The organism is Tunicatimonas pelagia (assembly GCF_030506325.1).
In the GTDB taxonomy this organism is placed as follows: Bacteria; Bacteroidota; Bacteroidia; order Cytophagales; family Cyclobacteriaceae; genus Tunicatimonas; species Tunicatimonas pelagia.
The window spans coordinates 6,361,230-6,387,565 of sequence record NZ_CP120683.1; the positions used below are offsets into that span (position 1 = coordinate 6,361,230).

Genomic DNA, 26,336 nt, shown 5'->3' on the forward strand with positions numbered 1-26,336 from the left:
TGGACTGTTGACTATTGACCATGAACTAATGAACAATTTGATAATCGAACAATTTAGCCATTGAGAGACGATCAGCAATTAACAATGGAGGTAAAGTAATTGTGGAAACAGCCATTTTTACCGTAATTGCTAGCGCAATCCAATCGCCGCTTAACTCAACCGTACCCGATGCTTCGATTATCATTTCTATTTATTTTTTGCGCTGTTTTTATTTTCAGCTGCACGTCTTCTTCAAACGATGAGTCGACTACTGAAGGGGAAGTTACCTCAGCGGAAACTATGGCTCCTGCTGGGGAAAGTGAATGGACAGTATTGTTTGATGGCTCTACCATGAACGCTTGGCGGAACTTCAAAAGTGATACTTCGGCTTGGCGAATAGAAGACGGTACCCTGAACACCACTGGCGGATCGGGCGATCTGATTACTAACGAGACCTTTGGAAATTTTGAGTTGGAGTTTGACTGGCGTATCACCGAAGGTGGTAACAGCGGAGTGATTTATTTAGCTCAGGAAGGGGAGGAATACAACAGCACCTACGAAACTGGTCCCGAATATCAGATCATTGATGATGAAAGCTACGGTACTGTCCATAATATCACTTTGGAAAAAAATCAGATGTCAGGATCCAACTACGCACTAGATGAGCCTCAAAGTGTTCAACTAAAACCTCTGGGCGAATACAACCAAGCTAAGATTATCGTAAATGAAGGCCATGTGGAGCATTGGCTAAACGGGCAGAAAGTAGTGGAGTACAATCTGTGGACCGATGAATGGAAAGCCCGGGTGGCCGAAACCAAGTTTAAGGATATGCCCGGCTACGGTCAATTCAAAGAAGGGCATATTGCTCTCCAAGATCATGGTGATCCGGTTTGGTTCAAAAACATTCGTATCCGACGGTTATAAACCTGATACACCCTATGATTTTACGACTACTTATTTTGGTGCTAACCGGAACTATACTGGCTTGCGCTTCAGATAGTGAGCAAGAAGGGACGCAGACTATCCAAGCTGTTATGGATCAGCAAGTCAACTGTTGAAATGAAGGTGATATCGACTGTTTCATGAAGAGTTACTGGCAGTCTAATTCGTTGATGTTTATTAGCGGCAGCGGTATTACTTACGGATTTGATAGTACATATCAGCGCTATCAGACAAAGTACCCTGACCGAGCAGCAATGGGAAAACTTACTTTCCAGATTATCAACTTAGCCCAAATAGCTTCGGATGCGTACCACATAGTCGGTCAATGGACACTAGATCGAGATTTGGGAGAAATAGGTGGTCACTTTACCCTTTTGTTTCGTAATATTGACGGTTAGTGGGTTATTGTCAGAGACTATACGAGCAGCTAATCCTAGTTTCTACTTTTTCATTTTTGTAAACATCTAATTTTGCTTTATGCATCTTCCTCGAATTTTTATTCTTACCATTATCTCAACGTATTTTACCTTGGGGTGTAATTCACCAGAGCAAAATACGACAAATACAGAATCCGAGCTTTCCTCCAATACCTCCGATGCTGTGGCCGAATATCCGGCTACTTTGCAGCAGGCACTAGCAGCCCACGGTGGTCTCGATCGCTGGAAATCTTTTGAGAAATTGGAATATGATGTGTACCGAGGCGAAGAGTTGATAGATCACCAACTAATTGCACTCGATACCCGAAAAGTACTTTTAAATAATGACCAATACACGATTGGTTTTGATGGTCAGCAGGTGTGGGTTAGTCCCGATACGTCGGCCTATCCCGGCTCATCGGCTCGGTTCTACCATAATTTGCAGTTCTATTTCTTCGCTCTGCCATTTGTTCTAGCTGACCCTGGCATTAGTTACGAGCCATTGGAAGCTCGGGAGTTTCAGGGAAAAATGCACGATGGCTTACGAATTACTTATCAACCTGATGTGGGGGATGCGGCCGATGACGAGTACCAAGCTTACTTCGATCAAGATACTCATCAACTTCGGGTGCTGTTGTACACCGTCACTTACTTCTCCCAATCGCCGGTTGAGCGTTACAGTGCTCGGGTTTACGATGAGTGGCAGACTGTTAATGGATTAACGGTTCCTTTGCAGGTTACTTCCTATCGGTACGAAAATGATTTGCTGGGCGAGCAGCGGGGAGTCACCGAATACCGGAATGTTGCTTTTGATGAAATTCCGCCCGATCAGAGCATGTTTCTGATGCCAACTCAAGCAACAGTATCGGAGCGTTAGCTAAAATTCCCTTAGTGAATTAAACCAAGGAATCGTTTGCAGATACATGGGCTGGGCTGCTTCCTGGTGGGTGGGAGCCAGATCGTAAGGGAAATACAATACCTCGGCGGCTCCATTCTGTTGCATTACTTCAAACGTACTCTCCGATACCTCCGCCGGAACTACCTCATCTTTAATGTCGTGAAACAGCCGTAACGGGGTTTGCGGTGCCCAACCGTGAACACTATTTTCTTCTAAAGCCGCCAGAAACTCACTTTCCGTTCCGTTCCGTACATTAGTAATAAAATCCGGCTGGAATAAGTCGTTTAAGGTATTTGGTAATTGAGTGTTAATAAACCCGGTGCTGTTGTTACCATCAAACAGGCTAGGAATTTGAGAGGCAAATGGCTCCTGGAAGAAATCAGTCAACGGTCGGTTCCAATTGTTCGTTTGCTGGTAGGCATATACCAAAAAAGCTAAGTTCACTGGAGCCGGATACATAGTCTCCTGAAGAATCATTTCCATTGTCTGCCGAATATTATAGCCTCCGGCTCCGGCGGCGGTAGCTACTACTTGCGTATTCGGTAGCTCACCTGGGTTTTCATCTAAATATTTCAATGTAGCCACCGCTATGTAGCCACCTTGTGAGTAGCCTGTTAGGAATAAATTATCACTAAAAGCGATTTCTTGCTCAGTTAAAAACTCCCGGGTAGCCTTTAGCATGTCTACTGAAGACCGGGCTGAGGATGCATAATCAAAATAGGGGTGCACCAAACCACTAGACGCACCGAACCCTATGTAATCAGGAACAACGCTGAAAAAACCAAAAGATGCAAATAGCTCAAACCCTGAGCTACTGTTCTGGCTAAAGTTAAGGTTAGAAGGTGCCCGTTGATTGTTGGTAATGGTACCGCGAGCCCCCAGCAATAGCGGAAATTGCTCTGTTCCCTGAGGCAATGCCACAACCCCTGAGGCTTCCACTCGCTCGCCCTGAAATTCAGTGAAGTAGTTAAGCTTGTAGAGTGTAAGCCCGTACTCAATTAAATCTTGGTACTGCCCGAAGCCCGTAAAAGCCGCCAGTACCCTCAGCTCTTGCCCCGAAAATGAAGCAACTTCTTCGTAATCAACCAGATACTCGTTAACTATTACTGGCTCATCATCTTCTGTTTGGCAAGAAGCGACTATGAGAAGAAACATTAGCCCGACAAAAAAAGAGCTAACCGAGTTGAATATTCTTAGCATGGTACAAAAATAAAAAGCACCGCCTTGGCGATGCAATCTAGTTGAAGTTTTTAGTAAGCTCCGATTTCTTGCCGAAAGCCACTCCACTCAATTTGGTACTTCGAGGTGGAAGGTTGCAGTCGGGCGGTTCCGTTCAGGAATAATCCATTTTCAATATAGTACAAAGCTTCTTGCAAGCGACTTTCCTGCGGATCGCCAAATTTGTGGGTTAGATCGTCGGGAACAAACGCATCTGGAGCGAAGCCTTGGAAGTATTCTCCTTCGCCATTATCGTTCGCAATTTTGAAGCTAATAGGGTTGATAGCGTATCCGCCAAACCTAAAAGGAAAGCTACCTACTGGCTTACCGTGGGTATTTTCACCAATCACCACCACGTCCATAAATGGAGCCAATCCGTTAATCACTAATTCACTGGCCGAAGCAGTACTTTTGGAAGTAATTGTAACTAGTCGGTCGAGGTTCAGGGGATAATCGGGTTGATTAAACGTTACCTCTTGGTTTTGTTTTAATTGTTGTTCATTAAATATATACTCAATGAAGTTACGTCCGTTTACTTTGTTTCCCGCAATATTGGCTGCCATATACTCTGCCACATTTACCCGGCCACCACCGTTATAGCGTAAATCTAGAATCAATTCATCAATTCCGGCCTGATTAAATTCCTGAAACACCGGTTTTAGCTCATCAATAGAGGTAGCTAAAAAACTGTTAAAAACCAGGTAACCTACTTTAGTACCATCCAAATCAAAAATCTGATGGTGTAGTACGGTATTAATTCCAATGGTTTCCTTGGTTAGGGTTTCGGTAATAATATTGCCCTCATCATCCGTAAACTCAAACGTGTTAGTAGGTTCAGCAATAGCCTGATTCACACTGCTAGTCGCCATAATAGAAGCGACATCTCTTCCATTCACCTTATTAATCGTCCAACTGCGGTCAACACCTAGCCTTCCGAAAGGGGAATCGCCGTAGGCAAAAGCAATACGTAGTTTGTCTTCTTCGTCGAAAGCCCACCGAAAACCGTAGCCTTCGTACTGGGCATTATTAAAAAAATCATCGTAAGCCTCTTCTTCTTCAATATACGACCATTTATCAAGCGGATTACGAAGAGCATTGATTAGAGCATCAGCCGTTTCGTAATCGTCGGGATTAATATTGGGCATTTCAGCGTTCCAAAGATACCAATCCTTCATTGTCTGGAAGGTAGTATCAATTAAGGTTATTTCCGTAGGGAGAGCGGTTGCCTCTTCGTCTTCCTGACAGCTCCACAGCAGTGGCAGTATCAGGAGCGTTAGTAACCAGTTATATTTAGATTTGAGCATACAGTATTCGTTTGAATATGATTATAACTTTAGGCAATAACCACGCAAAACCGAAATTATTGCTGGAATTTTATCGTAATTGTATAACGTCCATCTGGACATTTTGATTCATGCCACTTAGCTCTATTCTTACTAAAATCTATTTTCACTTTATGAAAGTGCAACAAAACCAACCATTAGTAGCCCAAAAGGTCTTGCTCTTGACTATTTTCTTGGGAGCCTACTCTTCACTGGCTCTAGCGCAGACGGCAGAAGATTCTATTAAAAATACTATTGAGCAACTATTTGCCGGAATGCGTACTGCCGACAGTGCTCAGGTGCGATCGACGTTAGCATCAGAAGTCCGGCTGATTACGGTGGTAAATACCAGTAGCCTTACTCATTTGCAGGAAACTTCCGTCGACCGATTTCTACAAGCTGTGGGTAGTCCGCACGATGAGGTTTGGGATGAACGGGTGCAGGATTATCACATCAGGGTAGACGATGCTCTGGCTACTGCCTGGACTCCCTATCGTTTTTATCGGGGCAGTACGTTTAGTCACTGCGGGGTGAATGCCTTCCAGCTTTATCGTGGCCAACAAGGCTGGAAGATTATTCAAATTACTGATACTCGTCGGAAAAGAGGTTGCGCCGAATAGTTTTCCTGATCCTACCGAGAAGATGTATCCAGAATCAGTCTCGGAATACCAGCGTTTTCTACCGTCTCCTCAAAAGCCTGAATATCCGTTTGCAGTAGCTCGTTAAACTGCTGACGATATTGCGCTAGCTTCCCATTTAGATCATCGAAGCGTTCGTAGCAACCCTTCGTAGGGTACGCATCTTGCGAATGCACAACGGTGTATAAATAGCTGTACTGATTATCCAATTTCACCGGATAATTAATTGGATCTTGCGAACTCTCGCTACGGGTTTGAATTAATTCTTCTTCTAAAGCAGTAAGTTTTTCCGACAACTCTGCCGATTCATTACCGAGTTTGATCTGATACTCAGCCATTTTGCTTCGTTGAGCAATTTCATTAATCTGAGTACGAGCGCTACGAATAGTACGAATCAGATCGTGCACGGCAGTTAGTGTATCTCGCACCGCAACGGCTAAATCAAACTGGGCTTGTAAATCCTCGGTAGTACTGGCCCAGCGCGGATCGGCCTTTAGCTCTAACGGCTGGGTGGCTTCTTTGCCATCGGCAATCAATTTTACCTGATAGGTTCCGGGTACGGCCATTGGCCCTCCGGTGTAGCTGAGCGACATCACGGCTCCGTCGATGAGGTCCGGCTCAGGGTACTTCAGGTCCCACACAAACTTCTGTAGGCCAGCCTTAGCCGATAGTTCATCGTTTTCTTCCACACTAGAAAAAGAACAAACATCTTGACCTTGGCTATCTAAAACGGATAGGGTCAGGCTATCAGCATCGGCATCCAGCGAATAATAGATAACCGTTCCCTTTGGTTTACTCTCTGGTACATTCTCGCCACGGTAGCCCCGAATTTGGGTTCGGTAGGCTCGGCTGGGTTTGAACAGATGGGCATCGGCCTGAGCCGTTTCGGAGCTCAGTTGGTGTAAGGGAGTCAGGTCATCTAGTATCCAGAACGAGCGTCCTTGGGTAGCTACTACCAAATCTTGTTGATGCACTTTCAAATCCGTAATTGGCGTGACAGGTAAGTTCAGTTGTAGCGGTTGCCAGTTGGTGCCATCGTTAAATGAAACATACATGCCAAATTCCGTTCCGGCGTACAGTAATCCGGCGCGGTCGGGGTCTTCCCGCACTACGCGCACAAAGTGATCATTTGGAATTCCATTTTCGCCATCTGTCAGTAATTTCCACGACTTACCATAGTCCTCGGTCAGATACACGTAAGGCTTAAAATTATTATCCCGGTATTTATACACCGAGGCGTAGGCTTTCCCGGCTTGGTGAGGCGACGGATCGATGGTGTTCACCGTGCCCTCCGTTGGCATATTCTTGGGAGTAACGTTTTCCCAGTTTTCACCGCCATCGCGGGAAATATGAATTAAACCATCGTCACTTCCGGCCCAGAGTACTCCTGCTTCCAGAGGCGATTCTTCAAAAGCAAAAATGGTACAGTACAGTTCCACTCCCGTATTATCGTGCTGGATAGGTCCTCCCGGAATGTTCAGGTACTTGTCGATATTTTGGGTCAGGTCAGGGCTGACCACCTCCCACGATTGTCCGCCGTCGATAGATTTATGCACGTAGTTGGAAGTGTAGTACAGCACTTCAGCATTATGCGGAGAAAATCGGATAGGTGCATTCCACTGAAAGCGATACTTCAGATCACGCCCTTCTACTCCGTCGTTTAACTCCGGGTACACTTCCACACTGCGGATGTGTCCTTGAGCCCGGTTGAGTTTGGTCATAATACCAATATAGTTTCCGGCGTACACCAAATCAGGGTTGTCGGGATGCACGGCAATATGTCCGCTTTCACCACCACCCACGGTGTACCAATCTTGTATTGGATCGATATTGGCGGTGCCCTGACTGGGTACCGAAATAGTGGTGTTGTCTTGCTGAGCACCGTACACCCGGTAGGGAAACTGGTTATCCACTGAGACCCGGTAAAGCTCTGCTGTAGGCTGATTGTGCTGAGTAGACCAAGTTTTGCCACCGTTAAACGAAATGTTAGCCCCACCATCGTTACTCTGAATCATGACTTTGGGGTCGTTCGGATTAATCCAAAGGTTGTGGTTATCGCCGTGGGGCACCGAAATCCGCTCAAAATTAGCTCCGTCGTTCAACGATTTGTAAAAACCAGTGTTCAGCACATAAACGGTGTGCTCTTGCTGTGGATCCGCGAACAGACGGGAGTAGTACCAGGCTCGCTGTCGGTACTCCCGCTTACGATTAATTCTATGCCAGCTATTTCCGGCATCTTCCGAAAGGTAAATTCCCCCTTTGTCTTCGTCCACATGCTCCATAATGGCCCAAACTCGTTGCGAGTTGACTGGAGATACTGTTACTCCTACTCGTCCGACTACGCCAGTGGGTAAACCATTCTCTACTTTCTTCCAGGTATCGCCTCCGTCAGTAGATTTAAATAGGCCACTCCCTTTTCCGCCGTCAATTAGTGTCCAGGGTTTGCGTTCTACTTGCCAGGCTCCGGCGTATAAGACTCGAGGATTGGTAGGATCTAAAACCAGATCAACCACGCCGGTGCTATCGTTAATGTACAGTGCTTTTACCCAATTCTCTCCTCCGTCTTCACTACGGAATACTCCTCGTTCGGAGTTAGGGCCAAAAATATTGCCCAGGGCTGCTACATAAAGCAAATCGGGGTTGTTCGGGTGAATCTGAATTTTTCCAAGCTGTCCGGCTTGCTCTAATCCGGTCTTCTTCCAAGTTTTACCGCCGTCAGTAGATTTATAAATGCCTCTACCAGCCGATACATTGCCCCGGGGTGGAGCTGAACCGGTACCTACGTAAATAACGTTGGGGTCAGACAATGAAACTTCAATAGAGCCGATGGAGCCAACATTGAGAAAGCCGTCGGAAACGTTCTGCCAGGAGCCGCCACCATCTTCAGTTTTCCAAACGCCGCCCCCGGTAGTGCCCATAAAAAAAGTGAGCGGTTTACTCGGAATGCCCGCCACTGCAGTACAGCGTCCGCCCCGGAAAGGGCCAACCAGACGGTACTCCAACGCTTGTAAATCCGCTAAGTCGTACTGCGTAGGGTTGGGCTGCGCCTGAAGAGTTGGCGTGAATAAAATAAAGCAGCAAATAAGGTAGTAAGTAATTTGATTCATAAGTTAAGTTTTTACGGCTTACTAAATTACAACAGGCGGTCGGGAAATCCATTGCCTACGTGAAATTTCCCGTACTTTTACCACTGAAATAGGTATTTCTATGAAAGAAAATTCTCTACGCCTGGATTTTTACGATTATGACCTTCCGAAAGGGCGGATTGCTAAGCATCCTCTCGCTAAGCGTGATCAGTCTAAACTGCTGGTCTATCAGGCAGGCACTGTTGAGGATCGTCACTTTTACGATCTTCCCATGCTACTTCCGGACAATAGCTGCCTCTGTTTCAACAATACCCAAGTGATTCCTGCTCGGCTATTTTTCCGCAAACCCGCTACCGAGCAGGGCGCGGGGGCTCTCATTGAAATTTTGCTGCTTCATCCGCTTGAACCAAGTTCTGTAATGAGTGAAGCCATGAGCACGCAGCATTCCGTAACTTGGGAGTGTATGGTTGGAAACCTGAAGAAATGGAAGTCGGCACAAGTGCTGGTACAAAAACTAATTATAGCTGACCAAGAAGTTACGCTAGAAGCTGAGTTAATCGATAGCAATCAGAAATTAGTACGACTTAATTGGAATGCAGGCATCTCCTTTGCCGAAGTAGTAGGAGCTGCTGGCAAAGTGCCTCTTCCTCCCTACCTAAATCGGAAAAATACGGCGGAAGACCGGCAGCGGTATCAAACCGTATACGCCCAAAATCCAGGTGCGGTAGCAGCTCCTACTGCTGGGCTGCACTTTACGGATCAGGTATTGAATCAACTAATGCAAAGAGGCATAAACTTCAACGAGCTGACGCTTCATGTAGGGGCTGGAACCTTTCAACCGATTAAGGAGAATGACATTAAGCAGCACAATATGCATGCGGAGCAAATGGTAGTTACGCGAGAGAATGTTGAAAAATTACTTAACGCTGAACAAACTATTGTGGCGGTAGGAACTACTTCTATGCGTACATTAGAGAGCTTGTATTGGTACGGAGTTAAGCTCAGTAAGGAGCCGAGTGCTGATTTTCAGATTAGTAAGCTTTACCCTTACGAGGATGATACTCCGAAACAGCTTTCTCTGGCCGATTCTCTCCAAAATATTCTTAACCGAATAGATCGGTTAAAAACTGATACGCTGGTGGGAGAAACCGAAATTTTTATTTTCCCGGGTTATCAGTTCCGTCTCTGCCAAGGGCTGATTACAAACTTTCATCTGCCAAAATCGACACTGATTCTGCTGATTGCAGCATTTGTAGGCGAAGACTGGCGAAAAATTTACCAACATGCCTTGGGTAATGAATACCGCTTTCTTAGCTACGGTGATTCTTCACTGTTGCTGCGGAGATAGTGTTTAGGTGCGAGGTATTGTAGTACTTGTTGTTATAGTGTGGAGCACTATGGTGTTTGAACCGTTGTGGAATGATGGTTACAATTATTGATGAATACTCAGACATCAGAACATTCTAACACATTATCTTTGACTCAACAGAGACTGCTCCTCCAGACTCCGAAGTCGGTTGTAGTAAGACACCATTAGATACATGCTCAAGTCGTTATTTAGGTTACGAAGTTTATTGAGCTTACGAAATTCTTGCATTTTTTCCTCGTAATCAACCATAAGGGGTAATACCTGCCGACGGAAATTACGAATTCGTTCTACCTTTCCATTTTCTACGTAATACCATTCTTCTACGGCGTATTCGTCATCAGCATCGAAAATATCGTACTCGAATACTCGTCGTAGTAGCGTTATCGAGCCATCACTCACTACTTGAAACAGTTTCTTCTCCATACGATCAAAGAATCGGTTGGAACGATAATCAAAAGAGCGAAAAGTGCGTTGGCGATCGCATTCGTCAATGGTGGTAATCTCCTCAATCATGGAAGCATGGTAGGTAAGTTGCCGTTCGTCGAGGGTTGTTACAATAGCTGAGTTGATAAATGAGTTAATGTCAACCACACCATCTACCTGACTTTGATTATTCAGCTTAAGATTTCCCGGAAGGGGTGCTTGGGCGTGTAGGAAGCTAGTTATTGTAAATAAAAATCCGATTAGTAATGTATATTTTCTCATAGTTAGATCGGTTTAGGTATAAATCTTACATGCGTACTTATTTACAATAATATGAATATTTTTTTATATAATTATAAATATCTACTAAAAAAGTGGAAAAATGATGTATTTTAGCGGAAAAACGCGGAATTTTGAAGACATACCTCTGTTAGACTAGCCATTTGTGATATTTTCAGTAGGTAAAGAATAGTAAAAAAATGTATTTCTTACATTAAACAATACTCTGATTTTTAGTCCACAGTCCACAGTCCACAGTCCACAGTCCACAGTCCACAGTCCACAGTCCACAGATGATAGTCTACGGGCATTGAGTTACAGGCGGCTGTCGCACGAGTTAGAAAGTTAAAGTATTCAGGTGTTAAAGTGTTATGGTGTTAGCGTAGTTTGATGTACGGGGGTTAGCTGTACCCATTGCTCCTTGTCTACTGCACAGTGTCCCACGCCAATTCATCAGCTGGTTGGTTCCTTCAATGATCGATTTTAAATTCCGGTCTCCGGTCTCCATTATTTATTGTTCATTGATAGACTCTTTACAAATAATTTGTACACCTTCTGTAGATTTGATAGATTTGCGATTCTATTCGCGCAAAGCGAAGGGCCCTTAGCTCAGTTGGTTAGAGCACCTGACTCATAATCAGTAAACTTTGGGTTCATAAATAGCTGAAAGTCAAAGGATTAGATGCTTTCGTTCTTTAAAATATTGATAGTTTGAACACTTTTTGAACACTTTTGTGTTCTAATTTAGTGTTTTTGGGCCCTTAGCTCAGTTGGTTAGAGCACCTGACTCATTAAATATGGTGACTTTCCGGAGTAATCCAGATAGCAAACCGGGTGAATTCAGGGAACCCTACGTTCCGATCACTAATCGGAGTATGGCAATCCTGAGCCAAGTCCAGTGAATAGATATAAGAGTAGCTGGAAAGGTGCAGAGACTAGAGTGTGAGGAATCTTACCGATAATCACTCCATGAGCGCCCGGCACCCCACTCCTGAAAATTGAGGAAGGGTGATGAGATAGTCCACCCCCGTAAAGGAAACTTTCGGAAGGGGAATCAGGTGGTCGCTGGTTCGAGCCCAGCAGGGCCCACTTCTATAAACCCCTGTAAATTATCGATTTACAGGGGTTTCATTTTTGCACTAATCCTCTTTTTACCACCTCTTCGAGTGCTGAACACTTTTCGTAGTCTAGAATGATTTATTATGAACTCAAACTAACTAACCTTCGTAAACCAGCTTATTCTCGCACTACATCTCTAATTCATTATCCCGCTCTTGCTTCAGTAACGCGACTCCTTGAAGCGCTGGCTGGTCTGGTTAGGGCTAGCCGGGTGGATACTTTGTATTGACTGATTTTCATTATGATGAAGCTCAGGCAAGGATATTGAGTTACTCGAGCGGGATACGCCAAAAGTGCCTTTATTAGGCTGATCCATTTCCATTGCCTGTTTTTTAGCTTGGCTAAATTCATTAAGGTGTTCTTCCACCCGGCCAATAGTCATCATAACGCTGTGGCCCCGCTGGCGGTTGGGCATCATGAAGATCCCCTGATCGGCTTCCCGCCGGATCGTTTCTTTTCCTGCCTCGGAGAGAAAGTCCCGCTTGGCAATGTAGCGTTCGTTCTCCTGTCGGAAGGCTTCTTTAGTTTGTAAAAAATCTTCTTTCATTTCGTTGAGGCCCGTTCGGGTGTGCTTTTCTAGCTCCGCCATTGTCGTAGTGGAAGGATGCTGCCGATGATGATCCAAGCCCTCATCCAGTCGCCGCTCTAACGGTGTTATTGCAGTCTCTGGCTGACTATACACTCGCTTGTCCCGTAGGTAGTGAGATACCTCATGAGCGGCATTGACGAGTGGCTGACTGTTTCCCTTCAGGTATTCTTTGCCCTGATGCGACAGCGTAGGCATAGGATAACCCTGATCTTTTTGTTGAACTTTCCATAGCGTATTTTCCAGCCGCTCTTGAATCTCAATATTACGATTCAGGGCGAGGTGTCGCCCCTGTCGCTCTTCCGAAAGAGTATTGAGTTCTTTCAGGGCAACATTGACCATGCGACTGTGGGCCAACGCATCTTTTGGATATAGTACCGAGCGATGCAGGGCCCGTTCGTACTCCTGGGCCAAGTCCGGATAGCCATAACCCCGCAGGGCTTCGGCCGCCTGATTGCCTACCGATTGCAGCTCCTTTTCAGAAACGGCATTGCCCGTTTTCTCTTGTTCCATCGTCTAAAAAGTTAGTAGTGAATAAAAAAGTTAATCAATCTCCCGCACTCCCTTCTGAGTTCGCAGCAGTTCTACCTGAGTGCGAATGAGTTCTTTGACCCGGCCGGCGTTTCGGATACCGTGTAGTTCCAGTTCAGGATGCGTTTTGTCCGAAGTAAGCAGGTAGATATTGGCGATCCCTAGTCCGCGGTAGAGCCAGGGAGTCGCTACCGAATAATCCTTCACCCGGTAAAGTTCTACTTCATCCTGCTGTCGGTGCAGTATTCCGGTGGACATAATCAACCGGTCTGGGGTGAGTGTATACTGCGTCGTTCGGGTTCGCAGGTATTGCCATAATGCCCACGGAAGGGGTAGTACCAGCACACAAGACAGGTAGAGTAGTAGATGCTGAAGCTGGGAAGGTTGGTCGTGCCAGAGAATGGGTTGCATGGTGCTAAGGTTAAGGAATACGCTGAAAACGAAGAGCAACTTGATATTCGGTGCTATCACGCACTTTACGAACCTGCACTTGCCAAATCTGATCATTCAGAATATCTACCCGCCAGTTTTCGGTATGATAGGAAGCATTTAGCTCATAGCCGTAGAGCATTTGGTGACTGGTATCAAACAAGTCTACCGAAAAAATATCGTGGGTATCATTCAACTTCCATCCTGCGATATGGTGATGGTAGGCTAAGTCATTTGTCTGGCAGACGAGCGAATTTTCCTCCGCGTGTAATTCCCCTACGGTACCGGGAGCTTCAGTGATGAATACGTTATCCCGCACACAATCCGGAAGATTAACGTACCAGTCCTGCGTTAGGCTACTATCTGTCGAAGTAGCCGTCACCGCCACCACCTGCCATCGCTGCTGGTGTAGTAGGATTTTTAAACGATCTTCCAGGCGGGCTTCTTCGTCGGACTGACAAGCGTTTAACTAGGAACAGCAGTCCTAATAGGCGAAGAAGTTTACAAATATTTTGCATCGTGATGAGGTTTAATGGTTAAACAATAGAGTACGGGCGGCGGCGGAACGCACGAGTTGGTGATGGGTTTGGTCGGTATGCTTTCGCAGTGGCCACATCTAACAATAGCTGATCGGAGCGTTCCAGCATTCGATTGGCTAACACTAAGTATTTTTCCGAAAAAGCTTGCAGCCGTATCCGTTCAGCCTCGGTCATTGCGAAACGCTCAGGCTGCTTGAGTACCTCATTCATTTCGGTGGATTTAATGATCAGGTCTTCTGCTAGGTACTGAAAGGCGACTGCACCGTAGGCCTTCCGCTCGGCGGCAAGTTGGTGAAAGCTCCCGGTGAGCGACTGGGCAGTTTGCTGTGCCTGCTGAATAGAAGTCAGGTCCGTCGGTAGCGCATCGGCTGCTCCGGCAATAAACAAATCGCGAAAGGTATCGTCTGGACTACGCTGAAACAGCGGATGTTCTACTACGAAATCAATCTCTATACCGGGTTGTACAGCCCCCTTCACCAGTTCGGTAGCCAAGTACAGTGAGCGGGACAAATCGGCTCAGTGTAGATCCCGGACCGATTCGGCTTGTTTCCAGTCATTCAGCACCTGCTGTTGCAGAATTTCTATCGCAAAGTAGTGAGCGTGCATATCCTCGGTAAAGTCACGGATTTTTTCGTGCTGCTGTCCTTTAGCGAAGTTCATTGCTACATTCTCACCGCTTTTGACGATGGCTTTTTTATCAATCACCAAAAAAGGCTGAGAAAGTGTTTAGGATTCTATGTATTGGATATTATAGTAATAGCAAAGTAGGATCAAAGAAGGAAATCGGCTCATCTTGAAGTTAACCAAAACATTCAGATTATGCAGACTTCACAAGAAGACCTAACCGGGCCCCGGCGGCCGATTTCCAGTGGGAATATATTAAAAATATCGTTGATAATGGTCGGAAACGAAAAACCGGCCTTCGTATGGTGGTAAATGCTCTTTTGTTGTTCAATCGTACCGGTACACAATGGCGGAATATGGATAGCAAGTACCGAAATAAGCTGCCTATTATTCAATAGTATTTCTATACATGGCAGAGACAAGACATTTGGGAGCAGGTGATACAAACTCTCGTGCAAGTTGCCCGGCATAAAGCAGGACAAGCTAATAGCCCTTCCCGAGTGGCCATTGATAGCCAAAGCGTAAAGTCCGTTCCCTTTGTCAACAAAGACCGAGGCATAGATGGTAACAAACAAATCAATGGCAGCAAACGCCACTTGGTGGTCGATAAACTAGGCCTGCCCCTAGCCATCGGGGTTAGTGCTGCTCATTGCCATGATGGCATGGAGGGTATTGAGTTGTTAGGGAAATTAGAGTCCCTTGAGCGGTTAGAGCTTATTTGTGCTGACAAAGGGTATCGGGGCGAGTTTATTCAATCAGCCGAACTCTATGGGTGGCAGGTAGATGTTGAACAAAAGCCAGAAAGCACAGAGGGGGTTGTTCCTCAGAAAGGGCGTTGGCAGCGGACGCCGCGCGGGTAGAGCGTAGCTTTAGCTGGCTGAACGCATACCGAAGGCTAGCTAAAGATTATGAAAAAACAGTGGCCTCTGCCATCAATTTCATACAATTAGCATTCATCAATATCATTTTAGCAAAAATCCAGCGCGCTAATTCCTAAACATACTCGTATGTTTGTAAGAGTTACTTAATTCAGATGAATATAGTAGTTTAGTATTACTGGGCAGATGAAGGATAAACACGCAAACACGCTGCTATTTACAGCGATGTTGATTAAGAGATCGCCTCTCTACCTGGAGGTTCTTTCAAGTCAGATCGGATCGCCGAAGCGACAGCATTTACAGCCGTAAGCAGTTGTCCCACGAGCTAGCATAAAACACGAGCGGCCGCCGCCCGGTTAAGGCGATGAAAGAACTATTTATTTCACCCACTAAACTACACAAGGATAATATTATTACAGAACGTAGGCATTGATGCCAGTATGAAAGAATTACAGGTATGCTTTATGACGTTGGAAACGGGGCAGGTACAGAAAATTAAGGGAACCCGAACGTTTCCTAATTCACCTAAAGGCTTTTCGGCGTTGATAAGTTGGGCTACCAAAAAAGCCCGTCAAACCGCCGTACGCTTTACAATGGAGGCCACGGGGGTATACTATGAGTCATTAGCGTATTTTCTTCACCAACAAGGGCACTACCTAAGTGTGGTCTTACCCAATCAATCTAAGACATTTATAGACAGCTTGAACCTGAAAAGTAAGACCGAGAAGCTGGAAGCCAAGGCCTTAGCGCAAATGGGGGTAGAGCGGCAACTGCCCCAATGGGAACCGATTAGTGAGCAGATGTACCAGATCAAACGGCACTGTCGTGAGCGAGTGATGTTGTTAGAGGAGAAAACCATGATAGCCAATCGCTTACACGCCGAACAGCATTGCGCCCAGCCGAACCGGGCAGTGATCAAGCGGATGAAGCAACGGCTCAAACTACTAGAAAAACAAGTAGGTCAGGTAGAACAGGAGCTGCATCAGCTTGTGGAACAGGATCAGGAACTGGCCGAACGGATCGCCAACATAGAGGCCATCAAAGGGTTAAGTTTCATTACCGTGATCACGATCATTGCTGAAACCAATGGCTTTGCCTTGTTCAAGAACCGGGCTCAGCTTACTAGCTTCGCAGGGTATGACATCGTGGAACGACAGTCGGGTAGTAGTATCAAGGGGAGAACCCGCATATCTAAGAAAGGTAATCGTTACATCCGCCGGGCTTTACACTTGCCCTCCTTATCAGTAATCCGCTACAATGAATGCTTTCAGCAACTCTATGAAAGAGTCTACGCAAGGACACGTATTAAGCCGCGTCCACGGTGGATGAAAGGGATCGTGGCGGTGCAGCGAAAGATTCTCATATTGATCTATACTTTGTTTAAGAAAAACCAAGCGTATGACCCTGAGTTAATGCAACGAAATACTCAGCAAAATAGTAGGCAGGATACTGTGCCTGCCTACGCTGGATGATTACGAAAAGTAACCTCCTTTGAGTAATCTAAACTACGAAATATTCTGCAATCTGACTTGCATCTACACACAGCATCTCTTAGCTACTGCCTTTCTCGAAACGCCGCAATTGATACGTAAACGTGAGCATAAAGTAGCGTTGCAAAACCTCAGTCTGGGTTTCTTCTAGGTATTGGGCACTCACCGTTTGATCAAAGCTTTGGTTTTGACCTAGTAGATCAAACACCGAAAGCTCGAGCTCTCCACGGTCATCTTTGAGAAACTTCTTGGCGATACCCATATTCCAAAGCGTGTAGTCAGTATCAAACTGATCATTGGCACCCGTATATCGTTGAAAGTAGGTTTCATTTCTAAAAACAAAGCCTTTTCCGAAGATCAGGTTAAGCTTCGCCCCCAGGGTTTGGGTATAATACTGACTGTTGGAACCGGACTGAAGCGAATTGAGCACCCGACTTCCGTTGATTTGATAGTAGATATTGTAGTCAATTTTTTCACTGATGTTACTGGCGAGTCCTACTCGAGCATTGGCGGAGTAGGCATTGGCAATGTTTTCTTCATCGTTAATCATACCCGGTAGCCTTTGGTACCCCAACCCTATTGAGGCATTTAAATTACTCTTCAGTGGCGAAATCAGAACTCCATAAGTAGTGTTGTTTTGTACATTCCAGTATCCGTCAAGGTTGACCGGGGTAGTGAGTTGAGCACCCTCCTGAAAAACGATGCCTCCGGCTGATATCGAATCTTCACTGACAATTGTGGTGCTGTTAGAGATGTAATCAGAGCTGGCCGTCACATTCGTGAAATTGGCCAGCGATGTGTTTCGATCAACATTATTTTTCTGAAACCGCAGTCTGAGGGAGTGCGAGTAAGTTTGATCCAAGTTAGGGTTTCCTACTGATAGAAAAAGCGGGTCGCTATTGTCTAGTACGCCTTGCAACTGGCTTACGGATGGTTCCGTCGTGGAGGTAGCATAGCGAACAAACAGATTGGCATTATCGGATAGCTCGAAGCGACTTGTGATCGACGGCAGCAGACTGTTAAAATGTCGAGTTGATTGACCTTCCGTGGGTAGAAACTGCCGATTGCTGAGAATAGCCCGCTGAAAACCCAGTTCAGCATTGAAGTGACTACCAAACTGACGGATAGAGTAGCGTACCGAGGGAGAGTGGATAGTATACCCACTAGTAAAATCATTGGACAATACCTCACTAAATGATTTAACTGCATCGCCTTCCTGTAAGGTATACGTATCTCGATCTGATTGACGGGACGTATGGCTCACCTCGTACTTCATCGCCAATTGGGCTAACGTACCGATTGGTTCGGTATACACTACTGATGATCCGAGCGTATACTGCCCCTCATCGGTAAGATACTCGGTGAGTGAGTCTAACACCAAGTCTTCCAGGTAGCTTTCCCGCCGAGTAGGGCTTATCCGAGAATTAACTTCTAAAGAAATCGTTCGCCCTATTTTACTGAATTTGTGCTGATAAATCAGATCGTTACTGATGCTGTATGCCTGGTTCAGACTCGAGTAATTGTTATCTGTCTCACTCAGCAGTTCGCCATCAGCCAGGGTAGTCTGACCCGAGGTGTTTTCACTGCTCTGGTTATTTTGATAGCTAATCGCAGATCGTAGCAACAGGTTGTTGTTATCATTGATCTGGTAGTCTATCCGGGTATTCAAGCGATGGTTCAGGTTTTTGGTCGTAGCCCGCTGATTTTGATCGTAAAATTGTTGACCAGTGGCTAATGAAGACTCCCGGCTTAGCAATTGATCGCTACTATTATTAGTCTGGTTGAAAAAGTAGCTTCCTTCAAAGGTAGCTTTCTCCCCCCAACTGTCAGTAAAATTGATCCCCAGCGAATGAGTGCGGGTGATCCCGTCCTGCACTCCCGTAATAAAATTATTATCTCCACCCCCTCGTCTGAAGCTACCCCGTCCGCCGCTCACCTGCGCCAAGTCTTCACTACCAAAATTTTGCTGGTTGATGTTGTTAGTCATACCCAAGAGGGTAATCCGCTGATCTTGATTGAATGAATTAATGGTAACCCCAGCCTCATATAAATTTTCAGTACCATAGCCAGCGTAAGCCTTTCCAAACTGCCCATTTCGGCGATCTTCTTTCGTGACCACATTCATCGTTTTAATGGTATTGCCATCGTCAAAACCGGTAAGCTGGGCTTGATCGCTTTCTTCGTCGTACACTTGTATTTTATCCACCATGTCGGCTGGAATCGTATTGAGGGATAGTAAAGGATCTTGCCCGAAGAAACGCTTTCCGTCTAGCAGCACTTGTTCAATGCTTTCGCCATTGGCACTCACCCCGTCGCCATCTACCACAATTCCCGGCATTTTGCTCACTAAGTCAGTGGCACTAGCATCCGGATTCGTCTTAAAGGCATCAGCATTATATTGGGTTGTATCGCCAAGTTGCTCCATCGGAACTACTTCACCTTCCACTGATATTTCATCCAGTACTTTTACATACTGCTCTAGCGAGAGTGTGCCCAAAGTAGCTTCCGGAACGGTAAGCCTCATCACGCGGCGGTAAGTTTTGTAACCCACACTAGAAATCTGAAGGCGATAAAAGGCTTGTTCCAGATCGCTAACAACAAAACTTCCGTCGTTCTCGGTAACGGCAAACCGAGTACGGGTAGAGTCTTTAATGTTAATCATTAGCACGGTAGCTCCTACCAGGGCTGTTGTATCTGATGCATCAATGACATTTCCTCGGACGCTCCAGGCTTCTTCCTGGGCGTGCGCCGAAAAAACAATCAGTATGAGTAGCATGAGGGCAATAAGCGAACGAGACTGCTGCATACTAATTGGGGCTATCACCTTCAGTTGCTGCCTCTTTTCTTCGTCCTCTTCGGGTAGTTAGTTCAGTGTAGATAGCGTATTGATCTTCACTGAGGACGTCCGCGATGAGTTCATTTTTTTCTTCTAGTAAAGCCTGCATCTTTTCTCGGCGGGCTTCCCGGTCACCACTCTGCCGTGGTTCTTGAAAAGTTTCCTGAAGTGTGACACCAAATTCTTCGTAGATGCCGTCAAGCAGCTCCTTTTGGGCATCGCTCAAATCAGTGATCTGCTCATAAAGTGCTTGCTTTTCCCGGCTAATCATTTCCTGCGGATCGCCACCGGGTCGGCCACCGCCAGAACGCTGGGCAATAACTGACGTAAAAGAAGCAACAAGCATCAAGATGCTAAGTAGGGCATTTTGTAAATTCATCATAGTTTTCATATTAATTTTCATCTTTTAGATTCCGAATCTGATAAAACCCTTCGCTTTAAGTGAATTTTTTTATATCACATCACTTGTAAACTCTCTTTCAATATGGGCTAGATGGACTGATATTAAACCTACTATCCAGACTCTTAAGAAATAGCTTGGCAATGTGTATTCAATGAATTCAACCTAAAGTCCCAGAGCCTGGATGGCGGGGTCATTTTCAGGAAAAGAATAGGCGCGCCAAATGGTTTGATAATCTGTATTTCGCCAAATTACTTCTCCTTCATCCGTGACTTCCCATAGCGTACCGTCTCTGCCTTCAGCGATGAGCGTGGTGCCATTCGCAGTACGCACTGCACTACCCAGCCCCGAACTATATAAATTAGGGTCAGTAAAGCTCCACACCACCGAGGGTTCATTGTCCTGTCCGGCCTCGAGCTGATAAGGTGGATTCAACTGGTACTCAATAATAGCTGATTGATTACCATAGACATTATTTCCGTAAACGAGCATATTGCCGTTTTCCAGTAGATTAGGATAGTGAACCCGGTTCAGGGTAATCTCTCCCACATTATCATAAGCGTCCGGATTGCCAAAGCGATACACCAGACCGCCGCCGACACCATAATTTCCTCCAGAGCTAGAGGCTGCTTCCTCAGTACTGGTGCTATGATCCAGCACCCATACCTCACTGTAGAAGTTGACCGTTAGGTATAGCAAGTCGTTCGTTTCGTCCAGAGTAAGGCCGTTAATGTGCATAAGGTTACCGCCATCATGCGTGCTATTGTAGTTCAGGTCAACTTTATTGGGATTGTCCGCCACCACTCCGTAGTTTTCTTTAGAAGCATCATTGTCTTGGATAAGATGATCGGTTACATGCCACTCCCAGACAATTTCTTGGGTCAGGGGATTCATCTCTACAATAGCTTCCGGATAAATGTCACGGCTGTCCGAAAAACCCATCGCCACGGCCTCGGTGATATTTACCTTTTCCCAAACGGGAAAAATAATATTGCCATTAGACAGATATTCGACATCATGGTGGGCAATATAGTCGTCGCCAGAGGCATAGGTCACTTCCCAGTCTACGGACTGATCGGCGTTTATTTTTCGGAACACTCCTCCGTACCCACCAAAGGTAATTTGGGCATTATCTGCCTTTAGGGCCACCACTAAGCTACCATCATCTAATAAATTAGCGTCATTCCCTAGTGCCCGGTCCATTTGCCAATCAAAAAGCTCGGTGCCGTCGTGGTTAATGAGGTACACTCCCTGACTATCTTGGTCGATGACAAGAAAGAAAGAGGTACTCTCTGTGGTATCCTCATCGGGTACGTCATCGCCAGTCTCATTCAGCGTATCATCACTGCTACAACGTATCAAAAACAAGAAAAACAGGATGGTAGATAATTGTTTTACGGAAGTTACTAATGAAGAAGAAGGTTTCGCTTTCATGTTGTTTTTACTTTCAGGTTTCGGGTTTTGCTGTGCAGTATCACTACTTGTTTTAGCGATACTTTTCTAATAGAATCTCAACTTCACAAGGCTAAAATGAAGAGACTTGTAATGATAAATGTGAGGACTAGTAGTAGTACGAGCAATGAAAATGGTCTGCTCACCGTGGTACTGATTTTATAGTTTTTCATGGTAAGATGTTAATGGGTTGAAGGTCTTTATTTGTTAGACAGCAAAAAGTTGAAAATCCTTTGGTCTTTCTGAAGAAGTCTATCTCAAAAATTAAATTCAGTTTTGCCTTCAGTACTTATCTGCGAATTCGGAAGCAGTAATTTACTCTTTTGGCTTTTTACTGGATTCTCCAGATCAGTATAGGGCTTATGGCCACGGTCAATTAAGGTTCGAGCACTCTGTTCACTGGAGATTAAGCTTAATGCCGTACCAAGCAAAGGGTCAGCGGGGTCGCCGAACGGTCTAGCGTACAACAAGTCGTCTTCCATTGCATAATCTGGAGTAAGCCCTTCGGCAAAATCAGAGGCCCCTACCGCATTAGTATATTTAAGCACGATTGGCATCGCTGCCCAATTGTGGCGAGCTGGTTCTACTAGATCCGGGATAACCCAAGATCCGTAAAACTTTCCAAGAGTAGGTTCACCAACGACAATAACATCCATGTAGGGGTCAAGCCCGCTGATGAGCAGTTCACTGGCTGAGGCGGTGCTACCAGAGGTTAAAAAGTAGATTTGGTTAAGGTTGAGCTGATGACCGGTATTGATAAACGTAGAGACTACGTTTTCAGAACTTTCTCCCTCGTAAAAAATGATGGAAGACGCTAGTTGCTCATTATAATCATAACGAACCAACACTTCTTCACCGCTTACCGCCGAAGTTGGGGCTAATGCACTAGCCAGATACTGCGCTACCTCAATCTCTCCACCGGGGTTATACCGTAAGTCTATCACTACATCAGTGACTCCCGCCTGAGCGAACTCGTCCAGCGCAATATCCAAACTAGTAAGCCAGGCCTGATTGTCGCCCGAGATAAACTCAGCGTATACTAAATAGCCTACTGTTTTGTCAGCCGTACTGATGACCTCTTTATGGAGCACCGGATCGGCTACAATAACCTCAGCCGCTAGCGAGAGCGTTTCGTCAGTGACTATAAAGCCACTATCTTCCCCATAATTAGCTAGTGTGGCCGTATATTGATCTTGAGTGTACAGGTCATAGTAGTTTTCTTCGGTTAGACGCTGCCCATCAATAGCTAGAATAATATCGCCCCGTTGCAATCCGGCTCGCTGAGCCGGAGAATTGGGATACACGTACTCCACAGCAATAAAAATTTCATCGGTGCTCGAGAGCCGACCAAAAAACGGTGAATAGCCCATACTGGTATACACTCCACTAAACTCCTCCATCAACCCTTGGTAATCGTTGGTCATGAAGGAGAAAAGATCAGCCTCATTAAGCTGGGAATAAAAGTAGTCCTCTGGATCTTGTTCGTAGGAGTTGGGTGGCATTACGTAGTCGTTCCAGTAGTAATATTCTCTCATCACCTCGTATACCCAACCCGTAATCAGTATGTTTTGTAGGGTTTGATCAGTATCCTCTACCACAATGGGTGCTACTACTTCCTCATCTTCCTGCCTACAGGAAAAGAATGAAGATAGTATCAGGACGCTGAAAACTGAAAACAACAGATGTGTTCTTTTTTTCATCTTATTATAGGTTAGTGGTCATTATAATTTGTGCGGCCGACGGGGCTGCTCGCGCTGCACTGTCCCGCTGCACAATATTGGATGAATCTTATGCATCGGCCGGCTTTTCGTAGATATGTGTCATTCAAGTTTTTTTCGTACAAACCAAATATCAAAAAATGAGATGGTGCAACTAAGCTGGGTATAGTTTTGTGAAATCAAGTCGGGATGACCATTTACATAATGTTCTACTCCTAATTGGACAAAAGATGATCCGGAAGTTGGGAGCTTGATGCCACCTGTGATACCATTCGTCGTTATTTCCCTTCCAGATAACGTTAGATAATTTTGTTCGTGAAAAACGCCCAGACTATAGCCAATTCGCTGAAGGTATGATAGTGATCTAAGATTGGGTAGTCGCTCCATCCCGAAAGAAACTCGCTGGGCATTCCGTAGTTGATATCCCTGCTCAAACGTAGCACTAGACCAATCATCCATTAGGGCATCAGCACTCAACCGCCATTTTTGCATACTATTCCAAGATATTCCGAAGCCAACCGAAGCTGGTAGAATATAATTATCAGCACTCTCTTCTTCTTCCTCAATAACTTCACTAGCTTGCAACATCTGGTAGGTGTAACTACCTTTTAACCTACTACCCAGATTGACTGTAGACCCTAGCGTAAGCGAAGACTTTTCCCATTGGAGTTCATACTGAACCCCTACATCCAAATTTAAGGTGTGCAGATACGTATTCTGATTTATTTGCCAGTTATCTGTACTGTTAGAGGTAATGTATTGCTCGGCGGTTAAAGGACCAAATATATATGATACATGAGCACCCACTGATAGGTTTCTTAATACAGTGCGGGCTAATCCGAGGTAAACCTGGCTCAATCCACCTACCCCCGTATATTCAGTAATATACTGGCTATTCAGGCCAATAAAGCTAGCTTCATCTACAATATGATAATCCACATTACTATACGGAGCTAGTCCCACCGTGCTAGCCCAGTTGTCGCTCAAACGAAACCAGAGGCTCATTCCTGGAAAATCCAAGTCAACTTCTTTACCAGTAGCGGAATTCTCCTGCTGTACACCGGCGGTAACCATCAGCGATACTTCCGTAAGCTGACTAAACGGAAGGGTTACTGCTGTGTATGAGGCCGGATTGGTGGTGTTGATTGAGTACCCATCCCGTAGTCCAATACCGGTACCACCCAGCGAACGACTGTGAGCAGAGCCTTTCCGGTAGATGCTGCCGATACCAAAGTAGGAGTAGGGTGAGGCTGCTAGAGTTTGAGCTAGAGCCTCACCTCCAATTGTACTACAAAAAAGTAGTAATAGTACCCTATAATCTCTAACCATAGTATTTATGTATCTATCAGTATGATCTCTCCTCTGAATTTTATTATAAGGGAGTAAGTAAGGAGTATCTGGCAGACCTTTCAAAAATTATAGACCAGGCGGCTTAGTAAGATGATCGATAACAGAACTTCACCGATAAACCAAAATTATTATACGCTACGCCCTTCGTGGACAAATTGACTTCTTTAAGGGGTAAAATCTGGGGGTTGGTAGAGATTTTTTTTTACTTTAATGCTTTCTACTCACTTTTGACTTGATCAATCGTAGGCGATTGTTGTGAAGAGATACTGGTTGCTATACGCGATGGTATCTCTTCTTTATTTGCCTACTATATGAGCGTGTTTGGATTTTATTTTTAGAATTTATTATGAGGTGTTTTTCGGACAGACGAGACTCTTTTTGAGGAGGATAGCCTAAGCTATCGTCCGAAAAAAAGGCGAAGTATGGGCGGAAAACAGCCATCAGAAAACTAAAGGATAAAGTTCAAACACGCTCTATGACGTGCGAAAAATATTGAGAGCTAATCCGTATGCGTATTGCTATCATCTTAATCTGTACTTTCGTTTTACTCTTTGCGTCCTGTGAGTATTCCGATTCCATCGGTCTGGATTTTGTAGAAGAGGCTCAGTTTGACGCAGTTTTTTTGGATACTGCGACCGTTAGTGTCTCTACGGTGCTTTTTGATTCTCTTTACACTAGTAGTACTGGTCGGCTGTTATCGGGGTATCATACCGGCGAAACCTTTGGGTCAATAGCTGCTCAAGCATTTTTTCAGGTAGGCCTTGATTCACTGAGCGTATATCCTGACGAAGATCATGCAACCTACGACCGCTTCACCCTGGTATTAGAGTACGATGATTACGCCTATTACGATACCACCCAGCTTCAGACCTTTTACCTGTACTCAGTTACGGAAGATATAGCGTACCGGGAGGATGGTAATCTTTATAATACTAGTGGGTTTGCTTACGATACGATCAACCCTATCGGGATGATCAGTCAATATATCCGACCCCACCGGGCCGGCGGATCGATAGAAATGTCGGTAAGTGATGTTTTGGGGCAAGCTCTTTTTACTCTTGCTCAGCAGCAGGCAGACGTACTTAGCTCCGAAAGTGATTTTCTGGGGCAGTATCCGGGATTTGTGCTGGTACCCGACCTAGCCAATACAGCTATTGTAGGATTTAGTAACTCATCGCATCTCAAATTGTACTACCAACAGGGTGGCGAAGAGCAGGAAATAGTATTTCCTATTGATGACCATATCTATTTCACCCAATTACTTCACGATCGAGGTCAGACAGCATTTACCCTACTTCAGGAGCAGCGATACGAACTTTCTGCCGGGGAAACCGGTCACCAGGCGTTTTTACAGGGAGGGGTGGGAACAGCGATTCGTATAGAGTTTCCCTATCTCAAATCGCTACTTGCGCTTGGTAACGGGGTATATGTGACCGAGGCTTTCCTTAAGCTCAACCCAATTCAGGATACTTTTGATGAAAGTACTCCATTGCCCACTAATTTATCCGTTTATCGGGTAGATGGACTTAACCGCATTGTAAGTACCTACGATTCTGCTTTTACCTTATATATCGATCAGGAGTTTAAAGAAGACACCTATTATTCCCTTCCGGTATCCGGTTTCTTAAACGACCAACTGAGTACTAATGTAGACAATGAAAACGCCTTGCTAATCGTACTTCCGGAAGAGTTTTACCACGCCACTGTTGATCGGATGGTGGTAGGAGGAGCACTGAGCGAAGAGCCCACTTTGTTAGAACTCTTCTTGCTCAAAAACTTCCGAAGGCAGTGATGGTAAAATTACATTTTTGGTA

Annotated in this window: 24 protein-coding genes; 9 read left to right on the forward strand and 15 right to left on the reverse strand. The window is 45.3% G+C overall.

Annotated elements, in window-relative coordinates:
• Nucleotides 1–25: 25 nt before the first annotated feature.
• The gene (locus P0M28_RS27165) at nucleotides 26–184 is read right to left on the reverse strand and encodes a hypothetical protein (protein WP_302206646.1); all 159 of its coding nucleotides are present in this window, start codon (nucleotides 182–184) and stop codon (nucleotides 26–28) included.
• Between the two features lie 95 nt (nucleotides 185–279).
• Here P0M28_RS27165 and P0M28_RS27170 point away from each other — a divergent pair, with 95 nt between their 5' ends.
• The 3 genes from P0M28_RS27170 to P0M28_RS27180 all read left to right on the forward strand — a co-directional run bounded on the left by P0M28_RS27170 (nucleotide 280) and on the right by P0M28_RS27180 (nucleotide 2,214).
• The gene (locus P0M28_RS27170) at nucleotides 280–903 is read left to right on the forward strand and encodes a 3-keto-disaccharide hydrolase (protein WP_302206647.1); all 624 of its coding nucleotides are present in this window, start codon (nucleotides 280–282) and stop codon (nucleotides 901–903) included.
• A gap of 158 nt (nucleotides 904–1,061) precedes the next feature.
• Nucleotides 1,062–1,319 carry a hypothetical protein gene (locus P0M28_RS27175; protein ID WP_302206648.1) on the forward strand — a complete coding sequence of 86 codons (258 nt, stop codon included), beginning with the start codon at nucleotides 1,062–1,064 and terminating at the stop codon, nucleotides 1,317–1,319.
• 79 nt (nucleotides 1,320–1,398) lie between these two features.
• A complete protein-coding gene (locus tag P0M28_RS27180; RefSeq protein WP_302206649.1) occupies nucleotides 1,399–2,214 on the forward strand; it encodes a DUF6503 family protein in 816 nt (271 codons plus the stop codon).
• Here the strand turns inward: P0M28_RS27180 and P0M28_RS27185 are convergent, their stop codons facing one another.
• On the reverse strand, nucleotides 2,215–3,435 hold the full coding sequence (locus tag P0M28_RS27185) for an alpha/beta hydrolase family protein (RefSeq protein WP_302206650.1): 1,221 nt from the start codon (nucleotides 3,433–3,435) through the stop codon (nucleotides 2,215–2,217).
• Between the two features lie 50 nt (nucleotides 3,436–3,485).
• Nucleotides 3,486–4,757, reverse strand: a complete 1,272-nt coding sequence (locus tag P0M28_RS27190; RefSeq protein WP_302206651.1) for a S41 family peptidase — start codon at nucleotides 4,755–4,757, stop codon at nucleotides 3,486–3,488.
• A gap of 152 nt (nucleotides 4,758–4,909) precedes the next feature.
• Between P0M28_RS27190 and P0M28_RS27195 the strand changes: the two genes are divergently transcribed.
• The gene (locus P0M28_RS27195) at nucleotides 4,910–5,395 is read left to right on the forward strand and encodes a hypothetical protein (RefSeq protein WP_302206652.1); all 486 of its coding nucleotides are present in this window, start codon (nucleotides 4,910–4,912) and stop codon (nucleotides 5,393–5,395) included.
• Between the two features lie 11 nt (nucleotides 5,396–5,406).
• Here the strand turns inward: P0M28_RS27195 and P0M28_RS27200 are convergent, their stop codons facing one another.
• Entirely contained in the window at nucleotides 5,407–8,520 is a 3,114-nt protein-coding gene (locus P0M28_RS27200) for a glycosyl hydrolase (protein ID WP_302206653.1), read from the reverse strand.
• 100 nt (nucleotides 8,521–8,620) lie between these two features.
• On the opposite strand from P0M28_RS27200, the gene P0M28_RS27205 reads away from it, so the two are divergent.
• Complete coding sequence (locus P0M28_RS27205; RefSeq protein WP_302206654.1) at nucleotides 8,621–9,847, forward strand: S-adenosylmethionine:tRNA ribosyltransferase-isomerase; 1,227 nt, start codon at nucleotides 8,621–8,623, stop codon at nucleotides 9,845–9,847.
• A gap of 123 nt (nucleotides 9,848–9,970) precedes the next feature.
• Here P0M28_RS27205 and P0M28_RS27210 read toward each other — a convergent pair whose 3' ends face one another.
• The 6 genes from P0M28_RS27210 to P0M28_RS27235 form a co-directional block, all read right to left on the reverse strand.
• Nucleotides 9,971–10,573 (reverse strand): hypothetical protein, encoded by a 603-nt coding sequence (locus P0M28_RS27210; RefSeq protein ID WP_302206655.1) that lies wholly within the window; start codon nucleotides 10,571–10,573, stop codon nucleotides 9,971–9,973.
• A 1,276-nt stretch (nucleotides 10,574–11,849) separates the two neighbouring features.
• The gene (locus tag P0M28_RS27215; protein ID WP_302206656.1) at nucleotides 11,850–12,788 is read right to left on the reverse strand and encodes a hypothetical protein; all 939 of its coding nucleotides are present in this window, start codon (nucleotides 12,786–12,788) and stop codon (nucleotides 11,850–11,852) included.
• Between the two features lie 30 nt (nucleotides 12,789–12,818).
• Nucleotides 12,819–13,217 (reverse strand): PH domain-containing protein, encoded by a 399-nt coding sequence (locus P0M28_RS27220; RefSeq protein ID WP_302206657.1) that lies wholly within the window; start codon nucleotides 13,215–13,217, stop codon nucleotides 12,819–12,821.
• Nucleotides 13,218–13,227: 10 nt separating this feature from the next.
• On the reverse strand, nucleotides 13,228–13,617 hold the full coding sequence (locus P0M28_RS27225) for a hypothetical protein (RefSeq protein WP_302206658.1): 390 nt from the start codon (nucleotides 13,615–13,617) through the stop codon (nucleotides 13,228–13,230).
• 154 nt (nucleotides 13,618–13,771) lie between these two features.
• A complete protein-coding gene (locus tag P0M28_RS27230) occupies nucleotides 13,772–14,284 on the reverse strand; it encodes a hypothetical protein (RefSeq protein ID WP_302206659.1) in 513 nt (170 codons plus the stop codon).
• 6 nt (nucleotides 14,285–14,290) lie between these two features.
• Nucleotides 14,291–14,479, reverse strand: coding sequence for a hypothetical protein (locus P0M28_RS27235; RefSeq protein WP_302206660.1), 189 nt, complete (start codon nucleotides 14,477–14,479; stop codon nucleotides 14,291–14,293).
• Between the two features lie 356 nt (nucleotides 14,480–14,835).
• On the opposite strand from P0M28_RS27235, the gene P0M28_RS27240 reads away from it, so the two are divergent.
• The 3 genes from P0M28_RS27240 to P0M28_RS27250 all read left to right on the forward strand — a co-directional run bounded on the left by P0M28_RS27240 (nucleotide 14,836) and on the right by P0M28_RS27250 (nucleotide 16,748).
• Nucleotides 14,836–15,258, forward strand: coding sequence for a transposase (locus P0M28_RS27240; protein WP_302206661.1), 423 nt, complete (start codon nucleotides 14,836–14,838; stop codon nucleotides 15,256–15,258).
• Nucleotides 15,234–15,395, forward strand: a complete 162-nt coding sequence (locus tag P0M28_RS27245; RefSeq protein ID WP_302206662.1) for a transposase — start codon at nucleotides 15,234–15,236, stop codon at nucleotides 15,393–15,395. The genes P0M28_RS27240 and P0M28_RS27245 overlap by 25 nt, the downstream gene beginning before the upstream one ends.
• Before the next feature lie 309 nt (nucleotides 15,396–15,704).
• On the forward strand, nucleotides 15,705–16,748 hold the full coding sequence (locus P0M28_RS27250) for an IS110 family RNA-guided transposase (protein WP_302210944.1): 1,044 nt from the start codon (nucleotides 15,705–15,707) through the stop codon (nucleotides 16,746–16,748).
• A 79-nt stretch (nucleotides 16,749–16,827) separates the two neighbouring features.
• On the opposite strand, the gene P0M28_RS27255 is transcribed toward P0M28_RS27250, so the two are convergent.
• From P0M28_RS27255 to bamG, 5 genes are all read right to left on the reverse strand, one after another.
• A complete protein-coding gene (locus tag P0M28_RS27255) occupies nucleotides 16,828–19,572 on the reverse strand; it encodes a TonB-dependent receptor (RefSeq protein ID WP_302206663.1) in 2,745 nt (914 codons plus the stop codon).
• 1 nt (nucleotide 19,573) lies between these two features.
• Nucleotides 19,574–19,984 carry a hypothetical protein gene (locus P0M28_RS27260; RefSeq protein ID WP_302206664.1) on the reverse strand — a complete coding sequence of 137 codons (411 nt, stop codon included), beginning with the start codon at nucleotides 19,982–19,984 and terminating at the stop codon, nucleotides 19,574–19,576.
• Between the two features lie 183 nt (nucleotides 19,985–20,167).
• Nucleotides 20,168–21,436 (reverse strand): arylsulfotransferase family protein, encoded by a 1,269-nt coding sequence (locus P0M28_RS27265; protein WP_302206665.1) that lies wholly within the window; start codon nucleotides 21,434–21,436, stop codon nucleotides 20,168–20,170.
• 275 nt (nucleotides 21,437–21,711) lie between these two features.
• Nucleotides 21,712–23,154 carry a S41 family peptidase gene (locus P0M28_RS27270; RefSeq protein WP_302206666.1) on the reverse strand — a complete coding sequence of 481 codons (1,443 nt, stop codon included), beginning with the start codon at nucleotides 23,152–23,154 and terminating at the stop codon, nucleotides 21,712–21,714.
• 120 nt (nucleotides 23,155–23,274) lie between these two features.
• A complete protein-coding gene (bamG, locus tag P0M28_RS27275) occupies nucleotides 23,275–24,501 on the reverse strand; it encodes a BamG family beta-barrel-assembly machinery protein (RefSeq protein ID WP_302206667.1) in 1,227 nt (408 codons plus the stop codon).
• Nucleotides 24,502–25,030: 529 nt separating this feature from the next.
• On the opposite strand from bamG, the gene P0M28_RS27280 reads away from it, so the two are divergent.
• Nucleotides 25,031–26,314, forward strand: a complete 1,284-nt coding sequence (locus tag P0M28_RS27280; RefSeq protein WP_302206668.1) for a DUF4270 family protein — start codon at nucleotides 25,031–25,033, stop codon at nucleotides 26,312–26,314.
• Nucleotides 26,315–26,336 lie beyond the last annotated feature (22 nt).